This window comes from Nocardioides hungaricus, from assembly GCF_054782915.1.
Genome location: NZ_BAAGRO010000015.1, coordinates 1 through 25,413 on the forward strand (window position 1 = coordinate 1; position 25,413 = coordinate 25,413).

26 protein-coding genes and 1 pseudogene are annotated in these 25,413 nt (G+C 68.5%); 17 read left to right on the top strand and 10 right to left on the bottom strand.

Going from position 1 to position 25,413, the window contains the following annotated elements:
* Positions 1 to 48: 48 nt before the first annotated feature.
* The 3 genes and pseudogenes from ACYVKX_RS04820 to ACYVKX_RS04830 all read right to left on the bottom strand — a co-directional run bounded on the left by ACYVKX_RS04820 (position 49) and on the right by ACYVKX_RS04830 (position 1,526).
* Positions 49 to 321: an integrase core domain-containing protein gene (locus tag ACYVKX_RS04820; protein WP_460829540.1), complete on the bottom strand. Its 273-nt coding sequence runs from the start codon at positions 319 to 321 to the stop codon at positions 49 to 51.
* A gap of 118 nt (positions 322 to 439) precedes the next feature.
* Positions 440 to 1,021, bottom strand: a pseudogene (locus ACYVKX_RS04825) (helix-turn-helix domain-containing protein); the annotation flags it as partial.
* A 214-nt stretch (positions 1,022 to 1,235) separates the two neighbouring features.
* A complete protein-coding gene (locus ACYVKX_RS04830) occupies positions 1,236 to 1,526 on the bottom strand; it encodes a hypothetical protein (RefSeq protein ID WP_460829493.1) in 291 nt (96 codons plus the stop codon).
* 834 nt (positions 1,527 to 2,360) lie between these two features.
* Between ACYVKX_RS04830 and ACYVKX_RS04835 the strand changes: the two genes are divergently transcribed.
* Both ACYVKX_RS04835 and ACYVKX_RS04840 read left to right on the top strand, forming a co-directional pair.
* On the top strand, positions 2,361 to 3,425 hold the full coding sequence (locus tag ACYVKX_RS04835) for an HAD-IIA family hydrolase (RefSeq protein WP_460829494.1): 1,065 nt from the start codon (positions 2,361 to 2,363) through the stop codon (positions 3,423 to 3,425).
* Between the two features lie 990 nt (positions 3,426 to 4,415).
* Positions 4,416 to 5,078 (top strand): response regulator, encoded by a 663-nt coding sequence (locus ACYVKX_RS04840; RefSeq protein WP_460829495.1) that lies wholly within the window; start codon positions 4,416 to 4,418, stop codon positions 5,076 to 5,078.
* Here the strand turns inward: ACYVKX_RS04840 and ACYVKX_RS04845 are convergent.
* From ACYVKX_RS04845 to ACYVKX_RS04870, 6 genes are all read right to left on the bottom strand, one after another.
* Entirely contained in the window at positions 5,006 to 5,635 is a 630-nt protein-coding gene (locus ACYVKX_RS04845) for a class I fructose-bisphosphate aldolase (protein ID WP_460829542.1), read from the bottom strand. The two genes, ACYVKX_RS04840 and ACYVKX_RS04845, sit on opposite strands and share 73 nt — an antisense overlap.
* Positions 5,530 to 6,135: a class I fructose-bisphosphate aldolase gene (locus ACYVKX_RS04850; RefSeq protein WP_460829496.1), complete on the bottom strand. Its 606-nt coding sequence runs from the start codon at positions 6,133 to 6,135 to the stop codon at positions 5,530 to 5,532. Before ACYVKX_RS04850 ends, ACYVKX_RS04845 begins: the two co-directional genes overlap by 106 nt.
* Positions 6,136 to 6,281: 146 nt before the next feature.
* On the bottom strand, positions 6,282 to 7,118 hold the full coding sequence (locus ACYVKX_RS04855; RefSeq protein WP_460829497.1) for a hypothetical protein: 837 nt from the start codon (positions 7,116 to 7,118) through the stop codon (positions 6,282 to 6,284).
* Positions 7,118 to 7,900, bottom strand: coding sequence for a hydrogenase nickel incorporation protein HypB (hypB, locus tag ACYVKX_RS04860; RefSeq protein ID WP_460829498.1), 783 nt, complete (start codon positions 7,898 to 7,900; stop codon positions 7,118 to 7,120). The genes ACYVKX_RS04855 and hypB overlap by 1 nt, the downstream gene beginning before the upstream one ends.
* A complete protein-coding gene (locus tag ACYVKX_RS04865) occupies positions 7,878 to 8,273 on the bottom strand; it encodes a hydrogenase maturation nickel metallochaperone HypA (RefSeq protein ID WP_460829500.1) in 396 nt (131 codons plus the stop codon). Before ACYVKX_RS04865 ends, hypB begins: the two co-directional genes overlap by 23 nt.
* Entirely contained in the window at positions 8,266 to 9,309 is a 1,044-nt protein-coding gene (locus ACYVKX_RS04870; protein WP_460829502.1) for an AraC family transcriptional regulator, read from the bottom strand. Before ACYVKX_RS04870 ends, ACYVKX_RS04865 begins: the two co-directional genes overlap by 8 nt.
* Positions 9,310 to 9,612: 303 nt before the next feature.
* On the opposite strand from ACYVKX_RS04870, the gene ACYVKX_RS04875 reads away from it, so the two are divergent.
* The 15 genes from ACYVKX_RS04875 to ACYVKX_RS04945 are packed head-to-tail and all read left to right on the top strand — an operon-like array spanning position 9,613 to position 24,708.
* Positions 9,613 to 10,041, top strand: a complete 429-nt coding sequence (locus ACYVKX_RS04875; RefSeq protein ID WP_460829503.1) for a DUF1641 domain-containing protein — start codon at positions 9,613 to 9,615, stop codon at positions 10,039 to 10,041.
* Positions 10,042 to 10,053: 12 nt separating this feature from the next.
* Entirely contained in the window at positions 10,054 to 11,025 is a 972-nt protein-coding gene (locus ACYVKX_RS04880; RefSeq protein ID WP_036491546.1) for an NADH-quinone oxidoreductase subunit B family protein, read from the top strand.
* Positions 11,026 to 11,055: 30 nt separating this feature from the next.
* Complete coding sequence (locus ACYVKX_RS04885; RefSeq protein WP_010834800.1) at positions 11,056 to 12,693, top strand: nickel-dependent hydrogenase large subunit; 1,638 nt, start codon at positions 11,056 to 11,058, stop codon at positions 12,691 to 12,693.
* Positions 12,680 to 13,747, top strand: a complete 1,068-nt coding sequence (locus ACYVKX_RS04890; protein ID WP_460829504.1) for a hydrogenase maturation protease — start codon at positions 12,680 to 12,682, stop codon at positions 13,745 to 13,747. Before ACYVKX_RS04885 ends, ACYVKX_RS04890 begins: the two co-directional genes overlap by 14 nt.
* Positions 13,744 to 15,141: a hypothetical protein gene (locus ACYVKX_RS04895; RefSeq protein WP_460829505.1), complete on the top strand. Its 1,398-nt coding sequence runs from the start codon at positions 13,744 to 13,746 to the stop codon at positions 15,139 to 15,141. Before ACYVKX_RS04890 ends, ACYVKX_RS04895 begins: the two co-directional genes overlap by 4 nt.
* Positions 15,138 to 16,085: a NifU family protein gene (locus tag ACYVKX_RS04900; RefSeq protein WP_460829506.1), complete on the top strand. Its 948-nt coding sequence runs from the start codon at positions 15,138 to 15,140 to the stop codon at positions 16,083 to 16,085. The genes ACYVKX_RS04895 and ACYVKX_RS04900 overlap by 4 nt, the downstream gene beginning before the upstream one ends.
* Positions 16,086 to 16,100: 15 nt before the next feature.
* The gene (locus ACYVKX_RS04905) at positions 16,101 to 17,306 is read left to right on the top strand and encodes an NHL repeat-containing protein (RefSeq protein ID WP_460829507.1); all 1,206 of its coding nucleotides are present in this window, start codon (positions 16,101 to 16,103) and stop codon (positions 17,304 to 17,306) included.
* Positions 17,303 to 19,708: a carbamoyltransferase HypF gene (gene hypF / locus ACYVKX_RS04910; protein ID WP_460829510.1), complete on the top strand. Its 2,406-nt coding sequence runs from the start codon at positions 17,303 to 17,305 to the stop codon at positions 19,706 to 19,708. The genes ACYVKX_RS04905 and hypF overlap by 4 nt, the downstream gene beginning before the upstream one ends.
* Positions 19,708 to 19,950, top strand: a complete 243-nt coding sequence (locus tag ACYVKX_RS04915; RefSeq protein WP_460829511.1) for a HypC/HybG/HupF family hydrogenase formation chaperone — start codon at positions 19,708 to 19,710, stop codon at positions 19,948 to 19,950. The genes hypF and ACYVKX_RS04915 overlap by 1 nt, the downstream gene beginning before the upstream one ends.
* Positions 19,947 to 20,687, top strand: a complete 741-nt coding sequence (locus tag ACYVKX_RS04920; RefSeq protein WP_460829512.1) for a HypC/HybG/HupF family hydrogenase formation chaperone — start codon at positions 19,947 to 19,949, stop codon at positions 20,685 to 20,687. Before ACYVKX_RS04915 ends, ACYVKX_RS04920 begins: the two co-directional genes overlap by 4 nt.
* Positions 20,684 to 21,400 (top strand): D-sedoheptulose-7-phosphate isomerase, encoded by a 717-nt coding sequence (locus ACYVKX_RS04925; protein WP_460829513.1) that lies wholly within the window; start codon positions 20,684 to 20,686, stop codon positions 21,398 to 21,400. The genes ACYVKX_RS04920 and ACYVKX_RS04925 overlap by 4 nt, the downstream gene beginning before the upstream one ends.
* Positions 21,397 to 22,494 carry a hydrogenase expression/formation protein HypE gene (gene hypE / locus ACYVKX_RS04930; RefSeq protein ID WP_460829514.1) on the top strand — a complete coding sequence of 366 codons (1,098 nt, stop codon included), beginning with the start codon at positions 21,397 to 21,399 and terminating at the stop codon, positions 22,492 to 22,494. Before ACYVKX_RS04925 ends, hypE begins: the two co-directional genes overlap by 4 nt.
* 42 nt (positions 22,495 to 22,536) lie before the next feature.
* Complete coding sequence (locus ACYVKX_RS04935) at positions 22,537 to 22,806, top strand: HypC/HybG/HupF family hydrogenase formation chaperone (protein WP_460829515.1); 270 nt, start codon at positions 22,537 to 22,539, stop codon at positions 22,804 to 22,806.
* A gap of 10 nt (positions 22,807 to 22,816) precedes the next feature.
* A complete protein-coding gene (hypD, locus tag ACYVKX_RS04940; protein WP_460829517.1) occupies positions 22,817 to 23,950 on the top strand; it encodes a hydrogenase formation protein HypD in 1,134 nt (377 codons plus the stop codon).
* Entirely contained in the window at positions 23,947 to 24,708 is a 762-nt protein-coding gene (locus ACYVKX_RS04945; protein WP_460829518.1) for a DUF6390 family protein, read from the top strand. Before hypD ends, ACYVKX_RS04945 begins: the two co-directional genes overlap by 4 nt.
* A gap of 22 nt (positions 24,709 to 24,730) precedes the next feature.
* On the opposite strand, the gene ACYVKX_RS04950 is transcribed toward ACYVKX_RS04945, so the two are convergent.
* Positions 24,731 to 25,339, bottom strand: a complete 609-nt coding sequence (locus ACYVKX_RS04950) for a hypothetical protein (protein ID WP_460829519.1) — start codon at positions 25,337 to 25,339, stop codon at positions 24,731 to 24,733.
* Positions 25,340 to 25,413: the final 74 nt, after the last annotated feature.

Genomic DNA, 25,413 nt, shown 5'->3' on the forward strand with positions numbered 1-25,413 from the left:
TCTTCTTCGGCATGCTGCTCATCCTCCTGGACTCAAACAGGAGCGGCATCAAACCTGGGGCGCTTCAGCGTCCCTACTGGGGCCAGGTAGGGCCTTGGGCACCGACTGGTAGACCGCCGCGGGGGTGGCCCGGTGCGGCAGGGACCGGTGCGGTCGGCGGTGGTTGTACTCGGCGACGAACCGGTCCAGCAGCGTCTGGAGTTCGGCGATGGTGCGTGGTTGGACGGGCTGGGCGCGGAGCCACTTCTTCATCGTTTGTTGAAACCGTTCCACTTTGCCGCAGGTGGTGGGGTGGTTCGGCCGCGAGTTCTTCTGGACCACGTGCAGTCGCCGCAGCTCGTGCTCGAGGCTGGTCCGTCCGGCCGCGTCCGCCGGCGAACCGGGTGGTGTAAACCATGCCGTTATCGGTCAGCGTCGAGGCGGGAATCCCGTGTGCGGACAGGGCTGCGCGGAACGCGGCGAGCACGATCGGACCGCTGACCCGGTGGTGGACGCTCACGTGCAGGGCGTAGCGGGTGCAGTCGTCGAGCCAGGTCAGGATCTCGGTGTCGGCCCCGGGCGATCCGTCGATGTTGGTCAGCCGGTAGTGGGTGAAGTCCGACTGCCAGGTCTCGTTGGGCATCTGTGCCTGGAAGCGGATGTAGGACGACTTCGGGCGCTTCCTCGGTTGTGGGGTGACCAGTCCGGCCCGGGTGAGGTAGCGGCTGATGCTGGCCACCGACACGGTAGTGGCGTGGTGCTGGGCCAGGTGCCAGGCGATCGTGTCCGGCCCGGCGTCCAGACCGGCAGTGCTCAGCTTGTCGCGGAGCTCGACGATCAGATCGACGGTGGCCTGGGGCAACGCTGTGGGGGTGGTCTTCGGGCGGCGGGACCGGGGTTCGAGCGCGGACTCTCCCTCGGCCTCGTAGCGGGCTTTGAGCTTGTAGACCCAGGCGCGATTCACGCCGTACCGGGCAGCGACCTCCGCGGGGGTCTGGTGGTCAACGAACAGGGCGGTCAGGACCAGGCGCGCCTTCGACATGCCCGAGCATCGCCGCCGAGCCGGTGTCGCCTATGTCTTGAGAGATGTGTCGCCGATGTCCTGATGGAACACACGCCAGACGGCTTCGAGGCCCGCCGTGACCTGCGTCAACGTGGCTCTTCGACCCGTCGTCCGGAGTCTTATGGCGATCGCACCAGTGGTTCGACACTCCTTCGCGATTGGTCAGTCGGCCTGCATTGCGACGACGTTCGCGTCAGGTGTCTCGGTCCGATGGAGCATGCTGCGTCTCGTTGGCGCCCTTACCAGGGTGGGTAGGCGGAACTTCTTCTTCGCGTGCTGCGCCGTCGTAGCGCGTTGCTGCGTCCTCGAACTGGTCGGCCTGCAGTCGTGCTGACTTCTCATCTGGGTGCGTATCGACGACCGTCTGCTCGCCATTAGCCGTCTTAACGACCACCCACCCCTCGTCATGCTCTTCGACCGACACCGCGAAGTCGTCGACCGTCTCGTTGGTGGGGTCCTGCCCGTCAACTTCATCGTCAATCATGGTGAGCTCCGTGGTGAGTGGGCATCTGAGCCGTCTTGGCTGGTCCACTCGAAGGTACACGCGCGGAACGGCGTTGACTGTCTCGATAGCGCAGACTTCGTTCTGCTTTGCGGGCCGTGTTGGGATTCTCCTCAGGGCACTTCGATTAACTCTGGAGCCTGCCGCATTGCGTGTTTGATGTTGGGCATTCGGTCAGTCCCATCGAGGTTCGACCGGCTCGCGACGTCGACGCTTCGCCACCAGTCAAGTACGGCTTCTAAACCGGCGACCTCCGAACGGCCGTGTCTGTTGAGAGATCCAACGACCGCAATCCTAGTCCGAATGACCTCAGCCGGGCGGGTGACAGCATCCGGCGGAGCCTAGGTTGGCGTGCTGCCGGAGTCTCGGGCGGCGGGTTAGAGGGTGACGCGGTAGCCGAGGACTCGAGCTGTGGCCGAGTCGGTCGCGGAGAAGGTCCCGACGACCCTTCGGAAGATCAGCACGAAGCGGCTACTGCCGGCCGCAGCGGGCGGCGGGCGATGAAGGCTCGGACCGCAACTTCCGGCGACTGGTCGCGGATGCGAAGCGCTCGTGGCGTCAGGGCCAGGCCCGCGCGAGTGGCCGTCGTCCCGCGGTGTGGTCGCCGGCCGAGGTGCTGGCGATCGACTGGGCCGAGCAGTTTATCGCGGGTCGGAAGGTCCAAGTGTTCTACGTGGTGCTGGCGTGGTCGCGGTGCAGGTTCGCCCAGGCGGCAGCATCGAGGCTCACCCCCGACGTCATTCGCGCGGGTGAGCCGCTGGGACTCGTGACGCACCTAGCGTCTGATGATCCCATCCCAACCGAGGAGCGAAAGTCGTGCTTCCACCGTCCGAGGACTTTCAGACCGATCGTTCGACCGGCTCCCTAGTCGCCGAGTACGACGGGGTGATCTGCGATCTCGACGGCGTCGTCTACCGAGGAGACGCTGCCGTGCCCGGTGCGGTCGCGACCCTGCGCGACGTCCTTGCCAGCGGCGTTGGGGTCGTCTTCGCGACCAACAACGCGTCGCGTTCGCCGGAGGAGGTCTCCAGGCACTTGCGCGAAATAGGCGTGGAAGATCCCGGCTGGTCGGTGGTGACCAGCTCCCAGTCTGCTGCGGCGTATTTGGCGAAGCGGCTTCCGCCTGGCGCGTCCGTGCTGGCTGTTGGCGGACCTGGAGTCTCGGAGGCGCTCGCAGAGGCTGGGCTGGGCCCGGTCCGCGTCCCGGACGTGGCCGACACCACGGTTGTGGCGATCGTCCAGGGTCTGGGGATGGAGGTCACCTGGCGCGAGCTAGCCGCGGTCGGCAACCTTGTCCGGCGCGGTGTGCCTTGGGTAGCCACCAACCGCGACCTGACCTTCCCGACTGCGGACGGCCCGGCGCCCGGCAATGGCGCTCTTGTGGCCGCGGTCCGGACCGCCACGACAGTGGACCCACACGTCACCGGCAAGCCGGGTCCAGCGTTGTTCGACCTGGCTCGTGCCAGACTCGATACGAGGCACGACGCCACCCTCGTGTGCGGAGACCGCCTCGATACCGACATCGCAGGGGCCAACGCTGCACACCTCGACTCGCTGTTCGTTCTGTCCGGAGCCTCACGCCTGCAGGAACTCGCGTTCGCTCCTGACTGCCAGCGGCCGACGTACGTCGCACGCGACCTTACCGGACTGCTCAAGTCTCCCCTGCGCCTGCGCCAGACGCCGGGCGACTTGGTCGAAATCTCGCCTGACGGTTTCGTGCACGTTCGAGAAGGCGACAGCGGACGCGACCTGTTGCAGGCCGTGGTCACGACGGCCTGGGCGGCACTCGACGACGGCCACACGATCTCGTCCAACGCTGCGATGTGGCGAGGACTGGAGCGTCAGCTCGGCGTCGACAGCGCCCCCATCATTCTTGCGTGAGGCTTGGCATGTCGAAGCCTGTGCCAGGCCGGCGATTCGCACCCGTAACCTCGTACTCCACCAATCTCGTGCGGAGAGCCGTCGACGACTGGGCGTGGAGCCACCCGCGGACCGCCTGCGCAGCCGACCCCGTGCCTGGAGGTCGTCCAGGTCACGGAAAGTCGGCGGGAAATCGTCCGCACTCTGCCGCGACCTGTTTCAGGCCCAGCATGCGGGAGGCGCCCGAGAGGGGTCTCAGGGCGCCACCCCGACGTCAGAGCCGATGGTGTTTCACGGTGAACCGGTGCCAGTCGCCGATTTCGACGGCCAACGGAACCCGGTCAGGTGCCGATCCGCGCAGGCAGCCGCGTCGGTGTCCTCTCTGGCGTGCACTGGGCGCGCTCGACGCCACGGCTTCGATGCCCCAGGCCCCTCGAAGGGTGCAGCAGCAGCCACCCTGGACCTGTTGCGGGCGCTTCAACAGCTCGACGTACGACGTACAACCCTGCAATTCGTGAATAAGAGCGGCAGGTCCGGCGCTGGCGGAGCGCGACCTCGATCTCATGTGTGGACGGCGACATCGAACTGGCGCGCTGCCTCGCTGAGCGAGTTCGGCCTCCGTCTGGTGAGGGCCCAGTCGCGCTCGGGGCCGCTCCGAACTTATGGCGGGCATTGTCCCCCCTCCTGCACGCTGCCAGCCGGTCGCCCGACGACACCCTGTCCGATCGGTCGTCAAGGTCGAGCACGGCTCGCACGGCCGGGTGTTAAAGAGCGCCTCCGGGTGCCGATAGGGGGACGTGCCGGAGTCGCGTGGGCCACTCTGCCAGCCACCGCATAGAGACCACTCCTACTTCGGGCGGACTGGAGCCGCTTCTGAGCATCGAGAAAGTCTCCGAGTACCTCGGCAGGTCTGTTTGGACGTTCGCCTTCTCCACCGCCCAGTTAACCGAGTTCGCGAGGCGCGGGCCAGAGAGGGCCGAGCCAAGCTGGGGCCGCTAGGCTGTAGCCATGATGACCTCGCGCGGCCCGTTGCGCTTGGTCCTTGTCGACGACCACGAGATGGTCCTGCAGGGTCTCGCTGCGATGCTGACCCACTTCGAGGAGCAGGTCTTCGTTGTCGGCAGCGCGCGAACGGCGGGCGACGCTATGCGGGTGATCGCCACGGAGCGGACCGACATCGCCGTGTGTGATGTCCGGATCGGCCGGGAGAGCGGACTCGACCTCTGCCGGCGCATCGCCGCCGAGCACCCGGGGGTCCGGGTCGTGATGCTGACCGTCTACGACGACGAGCACTATCTCTTCAAGGCCCTGCGGGCGGGGGCGTCCGGTTACCTCCTCAAGCGGATCGGCGGCCGAGAACTGGTCGACCATTTGGTTCGAGTGGCGGCGGGGGAGACAGCCATCGACGCCGCTCTCGCGGGCCGGGTCGCGCTCTCGGCGGCCAGGCTGAGCTCAGGCGAGTTCTGGCCGGGTGCCCACCTCGGGCTCACGCAGCGCGAGTCGGAGGTCCTGGAGCTCCTGGTGGCAGGCCACTCCAACCGCGGCGTGGCGAGCACCCTCGTCGTAAGCGAGGACACCGTCAAAACGCACATCCGCGGCCTCTACCGCAAGCTTGGTGTGTCCGATCGAAGCGGCGCGACGGCCGTGGCCCTGCGTGAGGGGCTGTTCCGGTGACCATCAAGCAGCTGGGCCTCAGCGCCGCCGCTGTGGCCGGACAAGTCCGGATCACGCGATACTGCGGCAGCCCGGGCGCAGTTGGACAACAAGGACCTCTGGGCGAGGGTGACGTTGGCGTGTGAGCCACCCCAGATCGCGAGGACCTCGCTGACCAGTGCATGGCCGAAGGAGAACGTAACATCCCATGGCCGGCCGTTCACGGCGCGCAACGCGGCGAGGTAGGCGCAGGCGGCATCGGCCGGATGGCCGCCGGACAGGAAGGCGATGCCGGGCACCTCGCTCGGCACGGTCTCACGCAGCACGTCGAACGTCTCGGTGGCCACGGTCGTGGCCGACAACGGTTGGCTGGCGAGGCCGGGCGTGACGAAGTTGGGCTTGAGCACCACGCCCGCGAGGTCCACGCCCTGCACGGCCAGGGCATCGAAGAGTGTCGTGAGTGCCAGCCGCGTCAGCTGTCTGCACGCGTCCAGGTTGTGCGCGCCCGCGGCCAGCACCTCGGGCTCCACGATCGGCACGATGTCGGCGTCCTGGCACCATCGTGCGTACACCGCCATGCGATGTGCGTTCTCGCGGATGACCGCCCTGTCCGGGGTGGCGACATCCAACCGCTCGCCATTGGGCGAAGGCGGCCCCCGCGGGTGGCGTAGGACTCGAGCCGAGCCTGGAGACCCTCGAGCCCCTCGGTCACCAGTGCGCCCTGGGGCACCACTGGGCTCGGAAGTGTCCCCGTGTCCATCTTGATCCCGACGAGGATGCCGCGGGCGGCAGCCGCCTCCGGGAATTGTTCGCCGGTGGTGAGCGCCTGGCCGAACGTCTCGTCGCACACGATGATGCCGCTGACCGTCGTCCGGAGACCGGGAGCTGTCAGAAGAAGTTGGCGGTAGTCGCGTCGTACGCGCGTGCTGGGCTCGATGCTCTCGTCGACGAACCGCCCGGACACGGTTGAGATCGACTCGTCGGCCGACAGGATCCCGCGGCCATCGCCCATCAGGCGTCGGGCGATGTGGGCGGTCCGGGCTGGCGCATACAGAGCGCGCGGGCGCTTCGTGCTCATGGAGATCGGCGGCTCCTCTTTCTTCGGGCGATACCTGTTAGAGCGTGCCAATTCCCGCCATGTGCGGACTCACCCCCGTGGGCGATCAGGGGTGTGAAGTGCCGCAGCCTCCTCGACGCGCTCGTCGTCGAGGTGTCGGAGCGCCGTCAGGCCAGTGTCCCAACCAGCGCCGGGTCGAAGCGGGCGCGGATCCGGGCGGAAGCGGCCGTGGCGGCGACGATCATGTCGGCGTCGGCCACCTTGCCGGAGCGAATCTGGACCGCCCCGGAGTCGGGGCCGTCACGGTGAGCCATGATCCAGTCGAACAGCAACCAGTCGAGCGCGCCACTCGCCCGCATAGGCTCTGCCGCCGGGTCGGTCTCGGCCTCCGTGACCCGAGCAAGCGCCTCTCGGTGCTCGGTCAGGGTCGCGTCTTTGTCGACACCTGAGGCGTCGAACATCAGCATCGACAGCGTCGCGGGGAGCCGCAGACCGCCGTCGGTGACGACCAGCCAGCGGGCTCCCGGCCACGCCGCCTCGGGGGTGACCCAGTGCAGGCCCGCCCGCCCTCCTATCACGCCCAGACCGGGCTCGTCGAGCTCACCCTCGAAGGGTGGCGCGCCCATCATCGAGACGGCCTCGCGGGTCCGGATGCTCATCAACGCAGCCGTGCCGATGATCTGCCCCGCGCGCACCGATCCCGGGCGTTCGGTTGCTGCGAGGGCATCGGCGTACTCCCAGCACAGCCGGTCGAGGGTTGCGTAGACACCGACCAGGTCCTCGCGTTCGGAGGCAGTCGGGCGCCGACCGCCGCCGAGGACCTCGCCGTACGTTCCGGCGACCTCGATCAGCACGTCGTCGAGAGCCTCGAGATGGGTCGGCAGCCAGCGTTCCGGCTCGGCTCCCGGCAGGGCGATGACCTGGCGCAGCCGCAGCGCTCGTCCTTCGGGCGAGAGCCAGGTGAAACCGATGTGGTCGTCGGTAGCGTCGATCCGGGGCAGCATCAGGCCGGGACCAACGCATCCTGGAGCTGCTCATGCCAGGCCTGAAGCCCTTCGCCCGTGCGGGCACTGAGTTCGAAGACCACCGCCTTGGGGTTGACCTGGGCGAGGTTTCGCCTGAACAGGTCAAGGTCGAAGTCGAGGTGCGGGAGGAGATCGAGTTTGTTGACCAACACGATGTCGCAGGCGCGGAACATGACGGGATACTTCAGCGGCTTCTCCTCACCCTCCGTGATGGAATAGACCATCGCGGAGGTGTGTGCCCCGACATCGAACTCGGCCGGACAGACGAGGTTGCCGACGTTCTCCACGATGACGACGTCGAGCGCGGCCAGGTCGAGTCCGCCCACGGCCTTGCGCACCATCGGCGCGTCCAGATGACACTCGCCGCCGAAGCCGTCCCCGGTGTTGAGCAGGACCACCTGTGCGCCGTATCCCGCCAACCGGTCTGCGTCTATCGAGGTCTCGATGTCGCCTTCGATGACCCCGGCCCGTATCCCACGCTCCTGGAGGTGGGCCAGGGTGCGCTCGAGCAGCGTGGTCTTGCCCGCGCCCGGTGATGACATCAGGTTGAGACAGTGCACACCGTGCTCGGCGAAGGCCGCACGGTTGGCATCGGCAGCGGCGTCGTTCTCACTGAAGATCCGCTCCAGGACATTGATACGCTCGGCGCCGGTCTCGTAGCCGGAGTGGTCGCCGACGTCCTCGTGGGGTTGGCCCCGCGGATGCTCCTCGTGCCTATGGTCGTGCTCGGTGCCGTCGTCATGCCGGTGGAATCGGCCCATGGTCGTTCTCCTCGCTGGGTGGGCTGGTGACTCGTGCGGGCGCCAGGTCGAGGGACGTCACCATGAACTCCTCGCCCCTGATTGGGTGCGTGTCGGCCCCGCCGCAGGCGCCACAGATGAGGACCAGGGCGTGCTGCACCGTGGTCTCCACTCCGCACCTGTGGCAGGAGAGCACCACCGGGATTTGGTCGATCTGAAGTTTGGCGCCCGCCAGCGGGCCGTCGGCGGTGACCAGGTCCCAACAGTAGACGAGGGTCTCCGGGATCACCTGGCGCAACTGCCCGACCTGGAGGTGCACGGCGAGGACCTGCCGCTCCTGACGGGAGCGGTCCACGATCAGGTGGATGCTGCGGCACAGCGAGAGCTCATGCACTGCGCGTCCCTCGCAGCGTGGCCGAGGGCGATTCGCCGAATCGGTCGCGATAGATGCCGGAGAAGCTCCCCAGGTGGTTGAAGCCCCACCGGACGGCGACATCGGTCACCGTGACGCCTTCCCGCGGCATCGCCGAGAGCAGGTCGCGGCGTACGGCGTCAAGCCGCCGATCCCGGATGAACGTGATCGGGGTGGTGCCGAGGTCCTCGCGAAAGCCGGCCTGGATCGAGCGGGGGCTCATCTGGGCGTAGCGGGCGATGTCGTTGAGGGTGATGGGCTCGGCCAGGTGCAGCTCGATGAACTCGATGGAGCGCGTGACCGCCGGCTTCCCCGACGTGGTCGGGCGCGACTTGAGGGCGTGACTGTAGTTGTTCTCCTGGACGAGCAGCAGGGTGGAGATCACCATCTCCTCCAGCGGCGCGGCGCCGATGCCCTGCTGGATCAGCGAGCGGGGCGACATCACCTCGTTGGAGAAGATCTGCAGTGCGCCGTGCCAGCGGGCGGCCTCGTCGGTGGTGAGGTCGCCGACCGCATCGAAGACCAGTGGCTCGCGGAGCTGGCGGCCGAGCAGGCGGGAGAGCTGTCGCTCGACGGCCTCACGCTCGATCCGGATGATGTTCTGGGGGGAGTCGCGGTCCATGCTCAGCGTGTACGTCGTGCGGGGCGAGATGACCAATGCGAAGAACGGCGTGAGGTGGTGTTCCTGGCCTCCGATGTGCGCGGTCCCGTGACCGGCGCTGGTCATGTGGACCGTGTAGCAGTCGGCGGACTCGGCCACCTTGATGCTGGTCGCGGCAGCGTAGTCGAGGTAGGTCATCGACACGTCGAGCAGCTGCACGGCATGCAGCCGGCAATGGAAGTCGTCGAGCTCTGTCCGCGCTGGGGTGACCTGACACTCGCCGAGCAGCTGGCGGGTCACGTCTAGCGCCCGGGCCCGGTCGTCGGTGTCGACGACGGGGTGGTCCTGCAGCGCGTTGGGCACGCCCCGTGGCCGGATCCGGCGTCGGACGGGCTCGCGCGTGCGGTCCACGTTCATGAATCTCAGGCGAGACAGCCGCTCCATGGACACTCCCTCCGACTCCATCGGACGCTGCCCACTATCAACGCTCTGCGTCATTGCATCAAGAATGTTGCGCGATCTTGATAGTGCATTCGCAAAGTCGATAGTCGCCGAATGTGAGCCCGCTTACATTCGGCACTCCACGGATCAGGGTCGCTAGGAGGTCATGGGATGACGTTGTCGCCACCGAGTGAACGCACCACGGACGCAGTTCTGGAGAAGCTCCAGGACCCTCAGGTCGCCGCGGCTGTCGCGAGTCTGCTGGACCACGCTGACTTGGTGGCCGTGCTGCTCGAGGGGCTGGATGGGCTGGTCGCGCGCAGCGAGACCGTCGGCGAAAGTCTCTTCGCCAGCGTTGACGAGCTGCGCACCACCGTCAACGGCAACCCTGCACTCGCCTCAACGCTGGGCACCCTGGGCACGGTGGATGTGTCGGGCCTGGTCGCGAGTGCCAAGCGGCTCGCGGCATCCGACGTGATGAGTCCCCAGGCTGTCGACTCAGTGGCCACGGTGGCGCGCGGCCTCGTGGCCGGCGGCCAGCAGTTCAAGGAGTCGCCGGTCGCGGTCACCGGGCTACTGAGCCTGGCTCGGCTGCTCAAAGATCCCGACATCCGACGCGCCCTCAGCTACGGCGCCACCGTCGCGAAGTCCATCGGCCAGGAGCTCGAAGCAGCGTCTTCGACCACCGTCAACCTCTCAGAGAACTAGGAAGGTCATCAGATGTCGTCAGTGCTGTGGTTTCAAGCAGGCGCGTGTTCAGGTAACACGATGTCCTTTCTCAACGCCGAGGAGCCCAATGTCGTCGACCTGATCGTCGACTTCGGGCTCGAGCTCCTGTGGCACCCCAGCCTCGGGATGGAACTCGGAGACAACGCCACCAAGATCTTCAACGACTGTGCCTCCGGCGCACGGCCGCTCGACATCTTCGTGCTCGAAGGAACCGTCATCCAGGGTCCGGACGGCTCGGGGCGGATGGACATGTTCGCGGACCGACCCATGATCGAGTGGGTCACCGAGCTGTGCGAGGCCGCGAGCATCGTCGTCGCGATCGGCGACTGCGCCTGCTGGGGCGGCATCCCCGCCATGGAGCCCAACCCCAGCGACTCGACCGGTCTGCAGTTCCACAAGCGTGATCGAGGAGGCTTCCTGGGACCCGACTGGCGCAGCAAGTCCGGTCTCCCCGTCATCAACATTCCGGGTTGCCCGGCCCACCCCGACTGGATCACCCAGATCCTGGTTGCGCTGGCCACCGGTCGCGCCGGCGATATCGCGCTGGACGATCTGCACCGTCCCCAGACGTTCTTCAAGACGTTCACGCAGACGGGTTGCACCCGGGTCCAGTTCTTCGAGTACAAGCAGTCCACGACGAGCTTCGGCGAGGGCACCCGCACCGGTTGTCTGTTCTACGAGTTCGGCTGTCGCGGCCCGATGACGCACAGCCCGTGCAACCGCATCTTGTGGAATCGCCAGAGCTCCAAGACGCGCGCCGGCATGCCATGTCTGGGCTGTACGGAGCCGGAGTTCCCGTTCTTCGACCTGGCGAAGGGAACCGTCTTCAAGACCCAGAAGGTCTCCGGAACCATCCCCAAGGAAGTCCCCGAGGGTGCCGATCACATCACTTACATGGCACACGCCGCCGCCGCTCGGATCGCTGCTCCGCAGTGGTCCAAGGAGGACATGTTCGTCGTCTGACGGACATGTCGGAACAGGAACGAGGAACCCATGACTGCAGTTGACAACCCGGTTGCTGGTGCCGACTCCATCGACCTCTTCGTCAGCCCGATGGGCCGCGTCGAGGGCGACCTGGATGTGCGGGTCACGATCCAGGATGGCGTGGTCACCTCCGCGTGGACCGAGGCCGCCATGTTCCGCGGCTTCGAGATCATCCTGCGCGGCAAGGACCCGCAGGCCGGACTCATCGTGACGCCCCGCATCTGCGGCATCTGCGGCGGCTCCCATCTGTACAAGGCCTGCTACGCCCTCGACACGGCGTGGGCCACGCACGTCCCGCAGAACGCCACGTTGATCCGCAACATTGCGCAGGCCTGCGAGACGCTCCAGTCGATTCCCCGCTACTTCTACGCGCTCTTCGCAGTCGACCTGGTGAACAAGAACTACGCCAACTCGCCCCTGTACGACGAGGCGGTACGCCGTTTTGCGCCGTACGTCGGAACCGCCTACCAGAAGGGCGTGGTCCTCTCCGGCAAGCCGGTCGAGGTCTACGCGATCTTCGGTGGTCAGTGGCCGCACAGCTCGTTCATGGTTCCGGGCGGTGTGATGAGTGCGCCGAACCTCTCCGACATCACGCGCGCTACCGCGATCCTCCACCACTGGAAGGACAACTGGCTGGAGAAGGAGTGGCTCGGCTGCTCCATCGAACGGTGGATGGAGATCAAGACCTGGGACGACATGCAGGCGTGGGTCGAGGAGAACGAGTCGCAGTACAACTCGGACTGTGGCTTCTTCATCCGTTACGCCCTGGACGTCGGCCTGGACAAGTACGGCGCCGGTTGCGGCAACTTCCTCGCCACCGGGACCTACCTCGAGCCGTCGATGTACGAGAACCCCACGGTTGACGCCCGCAACGACGCACTGCGGGGTCGCTCGGGTGTCTATGCGGACGGCCGGTGGCACGACTTCGACCACCTGCGGGTCACCGAGGACGTCACCCACTCCTTCTTCACGGGCGACCGGCCACTACACCCGTGGGAGGGCGAGACCAACCCGATCGACCCGCTGCAGGGTCGCAAGGACGGCAAGTACTCCTGGGCCAAGTCGCCGCGCTACGACGTGCCGGACCTCGGCCGGATCCCGCTCGAAGCCGGTCCGCTGGCGCGGCGGATCGCGGCTGGTGCTCCGGGCGCGGCCGCGCACCAGGACGACGACCCCTTGTTCGTGGACATGTTGGAGAAGCTCGGCCCGTCGGTGTTCACTCGTCAGATGGCCCGCATGCACGAGGCGCCGAAGTATCTGAGCTGGGTGATGGAGTGGCTCAGCGAGATCGACCTGCACGGGTCGTTCTACACCAAGCCCGAAGAGCCCTCCTCGGGCAAGGGCTTCGGTGCCACCGAGGCGGCCCGCGGCGCGCTGGCCGACTGGATCGTGCTCGAGGACGGCAAGATCGCGAACTATCAGGTCGTCACTCCGACGGCATGGAACATCGGGCCGCGAGACTCCGAGGGGACCAACGGACCCATCGAGGCCGCTCTGGTCGGCACGCCGGTCAAGGACATGTCCGACCCCGTGGAGCTCGGGCACGTCGCCCGCTCCTTCGACTCCTGTCTGGTCTGCACCGTGCATGCCTACGACGGCAAGACCGGCAAGGAACTGAACAAGTTCGTGATCAATGGCATGGTCTGAGCCCGGTCCCGGTCCCGGGGCCGGGACGACCCACCCGGCCCCACCTCCGCACGCCCTCCTCGATGACGGGTTCGCGCCGGAGGCCTGCGACCTGCTGGTCATCGGCTGCGGCAACATCCTGCGCGGTGACGACGCCGTCGGGCCCGTCCTGATCCGGACGCTGTTCACCCGGGGGGTGCCCGACGGCGTACGCATCGTGGACGGCGGTACGTCGGGGATGGACGTCGCCTTCGGCATGCGCGGCGCCCGGCGGGTGGTGATCGTCGACGCGGCACACACCGGCGCCGAGGCGGGCACCATCTACCAGGTGCCGGCGGCCGAGCTCGAGGAGCTGCCGCCGATCGACGGGCTGCACACTCACAACTTCAGGTGGGACCACGCGCTGGCGTTCTCCGAGTGGCTGCTCGGTCCGGAGCGACCCACTGACATCACCGTGTTCCTGGTCGAGGTCGCCACCATCGACTTCGGGGCGCCACTCACCCGTGAGGTGGACGAGGCCATGCACCAGGTGATCAGACTCATCGACCGCGACTTCTACCCCCGGTCAGGAACCTCGACCGTCGAGATCACCGACGACGGCTACCTCCACCTGGGGGCCGAGCTCGCGAACGCCCGGTTCCCGGCCGACGTGTGCGTCGCCAGCTTCGACGGTGCGGTCCTCGAGCTGATCCCACTCATCGGCGCCGCCAACGGGGGCCTGGTCCTCCGCCAACGCAACGCCGCAGGCGACCGGACCGTCCTCATCCACGAGGTGCTGGGCTTTCGACCGGTGGCGGGCCGGTTCTCGGCGAGCTGGGACGACGCGAAGGGCGTGCTCTCCGTGCAGCTGGCCGGTGACGACTCCGGAGAGGAGGACCGCCATGGGACTCGAGGTGACGACAGAGGTGATCCGGGAGTCCGGCCAGTGGACGGTCTACCTCGTGGTCATCAGCGACCAGGGACTCGAGCGACGAGCCGTCTCGACCCACAGATCGCCGGCGCACGCGAACCTGGCGGCCGACGTGATCCGCCGAACAGCAGCCCGGCGTCGCGCGCCGGTGGAGGACAACGATGACAGGCACGGCTGACACGGCGACGGTCTGGGGTCTGGGCGCCTTTGCCTTCCCCCAGGGGCTGCTGCTCGTCGAGGGGTACGCCGACGTGCGGGCAGACCTCGCGGCGGGAGTCCTGCCCACAGTCTGGCCCAAGGAGCTCCGAACCCACGAACTGGCACATACCGGGGAGCCGGTCGCCGCCTCGGACGTCTGTTGGGGCGACGACCCCATCAGCGCCTACAACCGCTGGGTGCTCGATCCCGAGTCGGCCGACCCGGCCGTTATCCGCGCCGGTCTTCCCCCCGAGCTGGCCCCCTTGGTCGACGTGGTCGCTTACACGACCGGTCAAGGTGAGCTGCCGGCCTTTCCGCCTGCGGTGGCCGCCGATGAGGTCAAGGCGCTCGTGTGGGCAGCTCTGGCCACTGAGCATTTGGAGGCCGGCAACGGCCGTACCGCCCTCGACCTGCTCGACCGGGCCGCACAGGCTGCTGCTCCGGCTGCGGCACTCGCGGGAGTCCTGCGCGGGCACCACGGCACGCTGCTGCGCGAGGCCGGGCACCGTGAGGAGGCCAGGGCCGCACTGACCGAGGCGACCACGCTCCTCGACGGCAGCAGCGACCTACGCGAGTCGCGCGCCGAGCTCCTGCACCACCTCGGCAGCCTGTCCCACGAGGACGCCGCCAGCGGCCGGGGCGACCCGCGGACCCTGCTCCACGAGGCGATGCGCTGCTACTACGACGCGCTCCAGCTCGTGACCGAGGAGTCGGCGCCCGAGTTGTGGGCCGGCCTGCAGCTCGACCTGGCCACCGCCCACCTGGCGACCCCGATGACCACGGCTTCGGACCAGCTGCGACTCGGTGTCGCGACCCAGGCGCTGCGCGCGTGTCGTCGGGTGTTCACCTCCGATGCAGCGCCAGAGTTGTGGTCGACGGCGACCCTCAACCTCGCCAACGCGCTGGTCTACACCCCGTCCACCCACCAAGGCGACAACCTCGTCGAGGCGGTCGAGCTCTACGAGGAGATCCTGGCGAGCGGCATCCGCCAGTCGGACCCGTCGGCCCTTGCCCGGCTGCTCGCCAACCAGGGAAACGTGCTGGCTCACTTGGGCATCTTCGACCAGGCCAAGGCGAAACTGGTCGAAGCTCGCTACCTCTTTGAGACCCAGCTCGACCACGCTTCGGCGCTGGCCGTCCGCGGTGTGCTCGACGAAATCGCGAGGTCTGGGGTCGAGGACCCCGACGATTCTCTCACGGACATGGCCCGGCGGGCCGAGCAGCTCGGCCGGATGCCGCAGCCGGAGACGTTCACCTCGGGCATGGGGGTCCGCGCGCAGGCCGCGGCGCTGGGCGTCGACGCGGTGACACCGCCGAAGCCCAAGGTCACCGTGCTTCGCCCTGGTCAGGACCGGCCATGAGCACCCAGGCACAGCCGGTCCACGATGTCGCCGATCGATCGATCGAGCAGCTTGCGGCCGCGCTCGACGAGGCGATGGGCGGGCTGTCCGGCCTCGAGCCGGACTCGCGCGCCGTCATCACCGACGCCCTGGACGCGCTCAACGCCCTGCACAAGCAGGCGTTGACCACGGTCGTACGTCGGCTGCGGGACGACCCGCGCGGCAAGGAGCTGCTCTTCGAGCTGGTGGACGAGCCTGACGTCTTGATGGCCCTCACCATGCACGGGATCGTCCGACCTGACGCGATGACCCAGGCTCGCCGGGTGCTCGACTCGGTCCGCCCCGGCCTGGCGTCCCACGGGGGAGGCGTCGAGCTCGACCGGATCGAGGGGAGCACGGCGTTCGTGAAGCTCCAGGGTGCCTGCAACGGCTGCTCGATGGCATCGGTCACGATGCGCAACGGGGTCGAGGCCGCACTGGTCGAGGGCGTACCCGGTCTCACCTCGGTCGAGGTGCTGCCGAACGACCCGTCGCCGACCTTGATCCCCTTGAGTTCGATCACGGTGGGCTCACCCGACCAAGCTGCCGAGGACCTCGCCCGGGCCGAGCGTGCGCTCGAGGAAGCTGGCTGGTCATCAGCGGTTGCCGTCGGGACCGTCGGTGTCGGCGAGGTCTGTGCGGTGACCCTGACTCCGCGCGACGCACCCTCACTCGAGGTGATCGTGGTCAACGCCGCCGGGCAGATGGCGGCCTTCATCAACGAGTGCGCCCACATGGGGCGCCGTCTCGACGACGCGCTCGTGGATGCCGAAGAGGGCACGATCACGTGCGCCGGTCACGGCTTCTGCTACGACTCCAGCAACGGCGAGTGCATGTCGATGCCCGGCGCGCAGCTCCAACAATTGCCGCTGCGTCTCGAGCACGGCCAGGTCTGGGTCCGCGCCAGCGGAGACCTCGGGGGCTGACGCGTGCGGGTTCAGGTGATCGCAACTGGCTCCGTTCACACCGGAGTGCTGCCGGGGCACGGGTTCGGCGGCCTCGACGAGGCCGCGCCCGCGTCGTACGGCGGCTGGCGACCACGCGCGATCCTGGGCGCCGACTCCCCTGGCGGCCTGCAACTGCCGGCGGCGGCACCGGCTGCCGGCCAGCTCTACGCGCCCCGGGCGGCCTGGACCGACGGGCAGATCGTGGTCGCTGCCGACACCGGCAACCATCGCGTGATGATCTGGCACGGCGTCCCCACCAGCGACGGGGTGCCGGCCGATGTCGTGCTGGGCCAGCCCGACGAGCACACGGAGGGCCCGGCCGCCGGCGGCCTCGGCCCGGCCGTCGGGATGCAGCTGCCCACCGGGGTGCTGGTCCACGAGGGGCGTCTAGTCGTCGCGGACGCGTGGCACCACCGCATCCTGATGTGGGACACCGTCCCGACCGTGACCGGGACGCCGCCCGACCGCGTGCTCGGGCAGGTCGACGCCCACCACGTCGAAGCCAACCGTGGCGGTGAGGCGGACGCAGCGTCGTTCTACTGGCCGTTCGGGATCGCGGTCATCGGCGGCCGCTTCTACGTCGCCGACACCGGCAACCGCCGGGTCCTGGTGTGGCGCGATGGCGTCCCCACCACGGACCGGCCCGCGGACGTGGTCCTGGGACAGCCCGGACCCGCCGACCGCGAGGAGAACCGTGGCGATGAAGCCGGCGCCGACTCCTTCCGATGGCCCCACGACATCGCCGCCGCGGGCGACGGGATCGTCGTCGCCGACGCCGGCAACCACCGCCTGCTGCGTTGGGCTCGGCACCCGGAGACTGACTGCCCGGCCGATGCCGTGCTCGGCCAACTCGACATGACCGCCTCGATGGAGTTCCCCTACGTCTCGCAGGCGGGGCGCTTCCGCTTCCCCTACGCCGTCTCGACGACACCCAGTGGGGCTATGGCGGTCGCCGACACGGCCAACAACCGGGTGCTGATCTACGGCTCGGTCGAGGCCACTCACGACGCCGCACCCGATGCCGTGCTGGGGCAGCCGACCTTCGCAGCCAACGGGGAGAACCGCTGGGAGCAGGTCGCGGCCGACACACTGTGCTGGCCGTACGGCGTGCACTGGCACCCGGGCGGCGGGGATGCTCCAGACCTGCTGCTGGTCGCCGACAGCGGCAACAACCGCATCGCCATCTGGGAGCGGCCATGACGTCGCTGAGGAGCTGGACCGAGACGAATGTTAGGCAACGGGTGGTGGTCCGAGGCGTCGTCCAGGGCGTCGGCTTCCGGCCGCACGTCGCCCGACTCGCCGAGGAGCTCGGCCTAGTCGGACACTGCCGCAACGACGCGACCAGCGTCATCATCGAGGTCGAGGGCCCGCCGGAGCGGGTCGACGACTTCCTGATCCGGCTCGTCGGCCAGGCGCCGCCGATGGCGCGCATCGCCTCGGTCGACGCAGCACCCGTGAGTCCCACCGGCGAGGTCGGCTTCACCATCGAGACCTCCTCCGCCTCGGTCGGCGCCCGCACGCTGGTCGCGCCGGACGCGGCGGTCTGCGACGACTGCCTGAGCGAGCTGGTCGACCCCGGGGATCGCCGGCACCGGCACCCCTTCATCACCTGCACCAACTGTGGTCCGCGCTTCACGATCACCCGCGACCTGCCCTACGACCGGCCACAGACCTCGATGGCACCGTTCCCGCTGTGCGCACAGTGCGCTGGGGAGTACGCCGATCCGCGGGACCGCCGCCACCATGCCCAGCCCATCGGCTGCCACGACTGCGGCCCGCGGCTCGTCCTGCGCTCGCCCGACGGCACAGAGCTGGCCACCGACACCGAAGGAGCGCTGCGCGCCGCCGTGGCGTCCCTTCGCGGCGGGGCGATCGTGGCCATCAAGGGGATCGGCGGCTATCACCTCGCCTGCGACGCCACCTCCTGCACCGCCGTCGAGGTGCTCCGGGGCCGCAAGCACCGCCCCGACCAGCCCTTCGCGCTGATGGCCCGCGACCTCGAGACCGCGGCCACCCTGGTCGACGTCCGTGGCGGCGAGGCTCTCCTGACGTCAGCGGCACGCCCAATCGTCCTGCTGCCCGCCCATCCCGCAGCGCCGGTGGCCGACTGTGTGGCGCCCGGATACGACGAGCTCGGCGTGATGCTGCCCTACACCCCGTTGCACCACCTGCTCTTCGCCGATCTGCCTGAGGGAGCGCCCGGCGCGCCGAGCGTGCTGGTTATGACGTCGGGCAACGCCTCCGGCGAGCCGATCGCCTTCACCGATGCCGACGCGCTCGATCGCCTCGCCGGGATCGCCGACCTGTTCCTCACCCACAACCGGGAGATCGTGGTGCCCTGCGAGGACTCCGTCGTCGCGGTGGGCCCTCGCGGCCCGGTGCCGGTTCGACGTTCGCGCGGCTACGCTCCCTTGCCAGTGGCACTGCCCGGCGATGCGGTCGTGCTGGCCGCCGGGGCCGAGATCAAGAACACGTTCTCCCTGACGCGCGACGGCCAGGCCTTCCTCTCCGCACACGTGGGCGACCTCGGCTCGCTCGAGGCCCAACGCGTCCATGACGCGGCGACGGCAACGATGCTGCGCTTCCACCGGGCCACCCCCGAGGCCGTCGCCGTCGACCCGCACCCGGCCTACGCCTCGTCGGCCTGGGGACGACGCCGGGCCGAGGAGCTCGACGTTCCGGTTGTCGAGGTCCAGCACCACCACGCGCACCTCGCCGCGCTGGCGGCCGAACACGGCCGTCTGGACCACACGATTCTTGGCGTCGTCTTTGACGGCACCGGCTACGGCTGCGACCACACTGTGTGGGGTGGTGAGTTCCTCGTCCTCGGTCATTCCGGCGCGTCCGCTGAGCGGGTCGGCCACCTCGGCGCCGTACGCCTCCCCGGCGGGGACGCTGGCGTCCGCAACCCCCTCCGCACGGCCGCTCTTGCAGTCCTCGCCGCAGGCGGGTCGCTCGACGACCTCCCCCTCGAGCTCACCCCGGAGGAGCGACAGGTCCTGCCCGGCCTCCTTGAGCACGGCACCGGTTGGGTTACCACCAGCTCGGTAGGCCGGCTCTTCGACGTTGCGGCGGCGCTGCTGGGCATCCGCGGCCGAGTCACCTATGAGGCACAGGCCGCGATCGAGCTCGAAATGGCCGCTCGCGTCACTCAGCGGAACTCCGCGGGTGACGAGCCGGTGGCCCCGGCGTGGCTGCCAATGCGTAACCCGGCCGGCGGGATCCCCTTCCTCGATCCCGAACCGCTGGTACGGGCGTTGTGTCGGCCCAATGCTCGCGTCGACGTCGGCCGCTCGGCGCTGCTGTTCCACCACGCGCTCGCCGACGCGACCGTCACTCTCGCCAGCGTCCAGGCGGCCGCCGCCGGGACCGAGACGATCGGACTCACCGGAGGCGTGTTCTGCAACCGACTGCTCGCCGACGCCGTCACGCGACGCCTTGAGGCCTCCGGCTTCGAGGTCCTCACGCACCGCGAAGTGCCACCCAACGACGGTGGCCTGGCGCTCGGCCAGGCCGCGGTGGCCACCGCGATGCTGGCCGGGACACCGACGACCAGGCCGATCTTGAAGACCTCGACTATCGCGATGAAGGAGAAGATCTGATGTGCCTCGGAGTGCCCGGCCAGATCCGGGAACGGTGGACCGACCCACAGGGCGCGTTGCTCGCCCGTGCCGACTTCGTCGGCGAGGAACGAGTGATCCGGCTCAACTACCTGCCTGACCTCGCCGTCGGCGACTGGACCATCGTGCATGCTGGCTTCGCGCTCACCCGGCTCGACGAGGCAGAGGCCCGCAAGACTGTCGCGGTGATGCGCGAGGTCGGACTGCTGGAGGGAACGGCATGACTGCTCAGACCGTGCGTGACCAGATCGCCGACGAGCTGATCGGCGCCGACCTCTCCCAGGACCTCGCCCAGGCCTCGTTGTCGCTGGCCCGGGCCTTCCACCGTGGCGCCACCTTGTGGGTGGTCAGCCCGCAGTGGGAGCCACACGCCCACCACGTCGCCGTGGAGTTCGTGCACCCGGTGATCATGGGCAAGCGTGCGCTTCCGTCGGTGGCCCTCGTGGGCGCTGACCCGGTGGCTCAGACCCGAGTCGCCGTGCGGGCCGGCGACGTCGTGATCGCGGTGGCGGCCGCCGATGACCCCACCGCACTTAGCCTTATGCAGCGGGCGCCCGCGTGGGGGGTCTCCACGATCTGGGTCGGCTTCGGCCAGCGACCACCGGACGGCGCCGCCGACCACGTGCTCTGGGTTGCCTCCGACGATCCGATGGTCCCGGCGACGGGGCGCTTCGTGCTGATGTACCACCTGCTCTGGGAACTCACCCACGTCTGCTTCGAGCACCCGGGATTGCTCACCGCCGAGGACGAGGAGTGCACCGAGGAGGTCTGCGTGACCTGCTCGGACGAGGGCCGCCTCGCCGAGGTCCTCGAGGCGCCCTCCGAGCCGACAGAGCCCGCCGCCGTACGTACTGCCACCGGTGAGGAGGACGTCGACGTGAGCCTGGTTGGCGACGTCGCTCCGGGCGACCTGATCCTCATCCATGCCGGCATGGCCCTGACCAAGGTGGAGCCTTCATGACGGACGACAGCACCGGCTTCCTCTATCCCTTCATCGAGGCCGACGAGAATGATCCGCAGGCCCTGCTCGCCGACCTCGCTTCCTCGGCGCGCGACAAGGCGGCGATCTCCCGTGACTTGCAACGATCCTCCCTCGCGCGGATGGAGCCCGACATCGTGGCCGCTGGGCGCGCCATGGGCGAGCGATTCATCGCCGGCGGTCGGCTCTACACGTTCGGCAACGGCGGTTCCTCGACTGATGCCGCGACCCTAGCGGGTCTCTTCTGCAACCCGCCTGCCGGGCGACCGGTGGCGGCGTGGTCGCTCACAGACGATCAGGCGGTCGTCACCGCCCTGGGCAACGACGTCGGCTTCGAGCTGATCTTCAGCCGGCAGATCATCGCCCATTCCACCCCCGGCGACGTCGCGATCGCCCTGTCCACGAGCGGCAACTCCGACGACCTGCTCCGCGGTCTGGCAGAGGCCCGCAAACTCGGCCTGCTGACGATCGGCTTCGCCGGGTACGACGGCGGGCAGATGCAGGCCAGTGACGAACTCGACTACTGCTTCACCGTCGACTCCCAATCCATCCACCGGATCCAGGAGTCGCACGCGATGATCGGCCACCGGCTGTGGTCCGTTGCGCAGGAGACCATGCGGGAGTGGCGCGCCGTGCGCCGTTCGGCGCCAGCCGCTGCCGCGGAACCGCCTACGCGAGAAGAGGTCAGCCGATGACGGTCACACCACGCGCCCAGACGCCGCGTGAGCTGCAGGTGCTCTCCCGGATCGAGGCCTTCCGGCAACGTCGGCCCCGGTTGCTCGAGGACGTCATCACGCTGGCCCACGGCGCCGGCGGCAAGTCGTCGGCGGCGCTGACCGACGCCGTCTTCCTGGAAGCCTTCGGCAACCCCACCCTCGCCGCCCTCGGCGACTCGGCCGGACTAACCCTGCCGAGTGGTGAACGTCTCGCCTTCTCCACCGACTCCTACGTGGTCCAGCCGATCCAGTTCCCCGGCGGGTCCATCGGCCACCTCGCCGTGCACGGCACGGTCAACGATCTGGCAGTCTCGGGCGCGAATCCGAAGTGGCTCTCGGCCGGCTTCGTGATCGAGGAGGGACTGTCCATCGAGGTGCTGCGCGAGATCGTCGCCGACATGACCGAGGCAGCGGCACTTGCCGGCGTCGAGATCGTGACTGGTGACACCAAGGTGGTACCCAGGGGCGCCGCCGACCGCCTCTTCATCAACACCGCCGGCATCGGCATCGTCCCGGCCGATCGAGTGCTCGGACCCGAGCGCGTCGCGCCCACCGACCGAGTCCTGGTCTCCGGCACGATGGGCGACCACGGGATGGCGGTGATGCTCGCGCGCGGCGAGCTCAACATCGAGGCCGACATCTCCTCCGACACCGCGGCCCTCGGCGGCATCGTGAGCGAACTGCTCGCGGCCGCACCGGGCACTCGCTGGATGCGCGACGCTACCCGCGGTGGGGTCGGCACAGTGCTCAACGAGTTGGCGAAGTCCGCCAACGTCGGGGTGATCATCGAAGAGGCGCGGCTCCCGGTCCGACCAATCGTCAACGGCGCGTGTGACCTGCTCGGCATCGATCCGCTCTATGTCGCCAACGAAGGAAAGTTCGTCGCGGTGGTGCCAGTCGAGGAGTCGGCGGCCGCGCTGGCGGCCCTTCGTGCGCACCCGCTGGGGCATGACGCCGACATCATCGCGGAGGTGGTGGCCGATCCCCCGGGGATCGTGGCGCTGCGCACCCCGTTCGGCGGAAGCCGAATCGTCGACATGCTCGTCGGCGACCCGTTGCCCCGAATCTGTTGACCCCTAGCTGATGCCCCCCATTGTTGATCGAGAGGAAGAGCCATGTGTCTGGGAATCCCGGGACAGGTCGTCGAGACGGTCGACGCGGAGAACTACCTGGCAAAGGTCGACGTGTCGGGAGTACGGCGAACCATCAGCGTCCGACTGCTGGCCGACACCGGCCTCAAGGACGGCGACTGGGTGCTGGTGCACGTCGGGTTCGCCATGGCCAGGATCGACGAGGAAGAAGCGGCGATCACCCTCGCGCAGCTCCAGAAGATGGGCAGCGAGTACGACAACGAACTGGAGCAGTTCAGCTCCACGAGCCTGTAGGAGACGCGAGATGAAGTTCGTCGACGAGTTCCGAGACCCGGCCGCTGCGCGCGCTCTGGTCAGAAAGATCACCCAGCTGGCCACCGAGGACGAATACAAGTTCATGGAGGTGTGTGGCGGACACACCCACACCATCTATCGACACGGCCTCGAGCACATCCTTCCGGACAACATCGAACTGGTGCACGGGCCCGGCTGCCCGGTCTGTGTCATCCCGATGGGACGCATCGACGATGCGATCTGGCTCGCCCAGCAAGAAGGTGTCATCTTCACGACCTTCGGCGACATGATGCGTGTGCCCGGGTCGACGGGCTCCTTGCTCGACGCCAAGGCGCGCGGCGCGGACTGTCGCTTCGTCTATTCCCCGCTCGACGCGCTGAAGATCGCGATGGAGAACCCGACCAAGCACGTCGTGTTCTTCGCCGTCGGGTTCGAGACGACGGCGCCCTCCACCGCGGTCACCCTGGTGCGCGCGAAGCAGTTGGGAGTCACCAACTTCTCCGTGTTCGCCAACCACGTCACGATCGTCCCGCCGATCAAGGCCATCCTCGATTCGCCCGACCTGCGGCTCTCCGGCTTCCTCGGGCCCGGTCACGTCTCCACCGTGGTCGGCACCAGGCCCTACCGGTTCGTCAACGAGGTCTACGGCAAGCCGATGGTGGTAGCCGGCTTCGAACCACTCGACATCCTTCAGTCGGTCCACATGTTGCTCAAGCAGATGGACGAGGGCCGATGCGAGGTCGAGAACCAGTACTCCCGCATCGTCCGAGCCGAGGGCAATCCGCAGGCACTCAAGCTGCTCGGCGAGACCATGGAGCTGCGTCCCCACTTCGAGTGGCGTGGTCTCGGCTTCATCTCACAAAGCGCCCTCAAGGTCCACCGCGACTACGCCGACTGGGACGCCGAGGAGCGATTCTCGATGCCGGGCATCCGGGTCGCCGACCCAAAGGCCTGCCAGTGCGGGGAAGTCCTCAAGGGCGTCATCAAGCCATGGGAGTGCAAGGTCTTCGGCACCGCGTGCACCCCCGAGACCCCGATCGGGACCTGCATGGTCTCGCCGGAGGGCGCCTGCGCGGCGTACTACAACTTCGGCCGACTGCACCGCGACACGGCCATCATGGTGGGTGAGCGCGCCGAGCTGTGAGCGAGACCTCGGACCACGACGTCGAAGGCGAGCGGCTGTTCGCCCGCTACGCGCACGCGCCCAACGCCCTGGGCTACTGCGGTCCCTCGGCCGCGGCCGTCCTCCAGCGCTCGGCCTGCGGCCGGCCGGTCGAGCCAGGTGGGGTACGGCGCACAGCCACGCAGTTCTCGGGGGTCTGGCCCTATCAGGTGCTGATCGGCGAGTTCGTGGGTCTCGACCCGCTCTCCGAGGCGGTCGGCCGGGCCTACTGGACCGGGTCGGACGTCACCGACCAGGTGGACGACCAGCGTCTCGGTGAGTTGTTGATCGACCGGTTCGCCGCACAGGCGGGGCACTACTGGTCCCATCTGCGTGCCGAGCTGTTGCCGGAGGTGCGGCCCACTCACGCCTTCCACGTCCTCGGCGTATATCCCTGGACGCGGCTGCTCTCAACCGGACTGCCTGAGCCGCTGCACGTCCTGGACTCATGCCGGATCCGCGCCGGTCGCGTGCTGGACGTCGATGAAGACTCGATGCTGGTGGAGGTCGACACCTTGCACCACGACGGGCTGCTGCGGATCGGCGAGCCGCGTCACGAACGCGTGGCGTGGCGTACCGCAGACGGCGCGATGGCCGAGTTCACCGAGGGCGACTGGGCGGCGATCCACTGGTCGTTCGCGTGCGACCGGCTGACGTCGGCGCAGGCCGAAACCCTGCTGGCCAGGTCGGCGGAGCAGGTGGTCCTCACCAACACGCGGCTGGCGCAACAGGGGGCCTGACGGGCCGTCCGCAGTCGGTGTCCTAGCGGCCCTCGACGGTGTCCCAGATGGCGTCGGTGCGGGACGTCACCGCGCGCGCCAGGGCGCCGAGTCGCCCCTGGTGGGGCAGGTGGGGGTGCGGGCGGGTGGGTGAGTGGGCCTCGACCCGGAGGAGTCGCTCGCCGATGCGCACCAGGCCGGCGTGGTCGTGGTGTTTACGCAGCTGGGTCAGGGCCTGCTGCTCGAGGTCGAGGAGGGTGGCGACCTGTTCCTCGACCTCGGCCACCAGGGCAGGGAACGAACACTTGCTCATGCTGGAACTGCCGTAGAGCCGGGCTTTGATCCACAACGTGCTCTGCTCGACGTCGCGGCACAGGGTGCGCAGCGCTTGGGCCAGGTCGGCCTCGCCGACGGAACGGACCTCGTCGATGGCCACGGCGCGCACGGCGTTGACGTGGCGCGTGAGTTCGATGAGCATCGCGTCGGCGCGGTGTTGGACGTCGCGGGCCTGACGCGGCCAGGTCATGACATGGATGTCCTCGAAACGCTGCGCCAGGCGCTCATGGGCGACCCGGATGATCTCCTGGATCGGTTGCTCGTGGGTCGCCAGGTCGGGGTCGAGGCCGCTGGGTGTCGTGGTGCTCGGGGCCATGGTTGTTCGTCTCCTTCGACGAGGGAACAAGTGCCTGGCTCCACCATCGACCGGCCCGCGCCGGAATGGATCAC

Excerpts from the sequence above, each read along its gene's own strand:
- ACYVKX_RS04840 (WP_460829495.1), top strand. The coding sequence starts at position 4,416 with ATGACCTCGCGCGGCCCGTTGCGCTTGGTCCTTGTCGACGACCACGAG.
- ACYVKX_RS04885 (WP_010834800.1), top strand. The coding sequence starts at position 11,056 with ATGACTGCAGTTGACAACCCGGTTGCTGGTGCCGACTCCATCGACCTC.
- ACYVKX_RS04880 (WP_036491546.1), top strand. The coding sequence starts at position 10,054 with ATGTCGTCAGTGCTGTGGTTTCAAGCAGGCGCGTGTTCAGGTAACACG.
- ACYVKX_RS04920 (WP_460829512.1), top strand. The coding sequence starts at position 19,947 with ATGACTGCTCAGACCGTGCGTGACCAGATCGCCGACGAGCTGATCGGC.
- ACYVKX_RS04935 (WP_460829515.1), top strand. The coding sequence starts at position 22,537 with ATGTGTCTGGGAATCCCGGGACAGGTCGTCGAGACGGTCGACGCGGAG.
- ACYVKX_RS04855 (WP_460829497.1), bottom strand. The coding sequence starts at position 7,118 with ATGCTGCCCCGGATCGACGCTACCGACGACCACATCGGTTTCACCTGG.
- ACYVKX_RS04890 (WP_460829504.1), top strand. The coding sequence starts at position 12,680 with ATGGCATGGTCTGAGCCCGGTCCCGGTCCCGGGGCCGGGACGACCCAC.
- hypB (WP_460829498.1), bottom strand. The coding sequence starts at position 7,900 with ATGGGCCGATTCCACCGGCATGACGACGGCACCGAGCACGACCATAGG.
- ACYVKX_RS04915 (WP_460829511.1), top strand. The coding sequence starts at position 19,708 with ATGTGCCTCGGAGTGCCCGGCCAGATCCGGGAACGGTGGACCGACCCA.
- ACYVKX_RS04850 (WP_460829496.1), bottom strand. The coding sequence starts at position 6,135 with ATGAGCACGAAGCGCCCGCGCGCTCTGTATGCGCCAGCCCGGACCGCC.
- ACYVKX_RS04830 (WP_460829493.1), bottom strand. The coding sequence starts at position 1,526 with ATGATTGACGATGAAGTTGACGGGCAGGACCCCACCAACGAGACGGTC.
- ACYVKX_RS04900 (WP_460829506.1), top strand. The coding sequence starts at position 15,138 with ATGAGCACCCAGGCACAGCCGGTCCACGATGTCGCCGATCGATCGATC.
- ACYVKX_RS04895 (WP_460829505.1), top strand. The coding sequence starts at position 13,744 with ATGACAGGCACGGCTGACACGGCGACGGTCTGGGGTCTGGGCGCCTTT.
- ACYVKX_RS04925 (WP_460829513.1), top strand. The coding sequence starts at position 20,684 with ATGACGGACGACAGCACCGGCTTCCTCTATCCCTTCATCGAGGCCGAC.
- ACYVKX_RS04845 (WP_460829542.1), bottom strand. The coding sequence starts at position 5,635 with ATGGCGGTGTACGCACGATGGTGCCAGGACGCCGACATCGTGCCGATC.
- hypE (WP_460829514.1), top strand. The coding sequence starts at position 21,397 with ATGACGGTCACACCACGCGCCCAGACGCCGCGTGAGCTGCAGGTGCTC.
- ACYVKX_RS04870 (WP_460829502.1), bottom strand. The coding sequence starts at position 9,309 with ATGAACGTGGACCGCACGCGCGAGCCCGTCCGACGCCGGATCCGGCCA.
- hypF (WP_460829510.1), top strand. The coding sequence starts at position 17,303 with ATGACGTCGCTGAGGAGCTGGACCGAGACGAATGTTAGGCAACGGGTG.
- hypD (WP_460829517.1), top strand. The coding sequence starts at position 22,817 with ATGAAGTTCGTCGACGAGTTCCGAGACCCGGCCGCTGCGCGCGCTCTG.
- ACYVKX_RS04950 (WP_460829519.1), bottom strand. The coding sequence starts at position 25,339 with ATGGCCCCGAGCACCACGACACCCAGCGGCCTCGACCCCGACCTGGCG.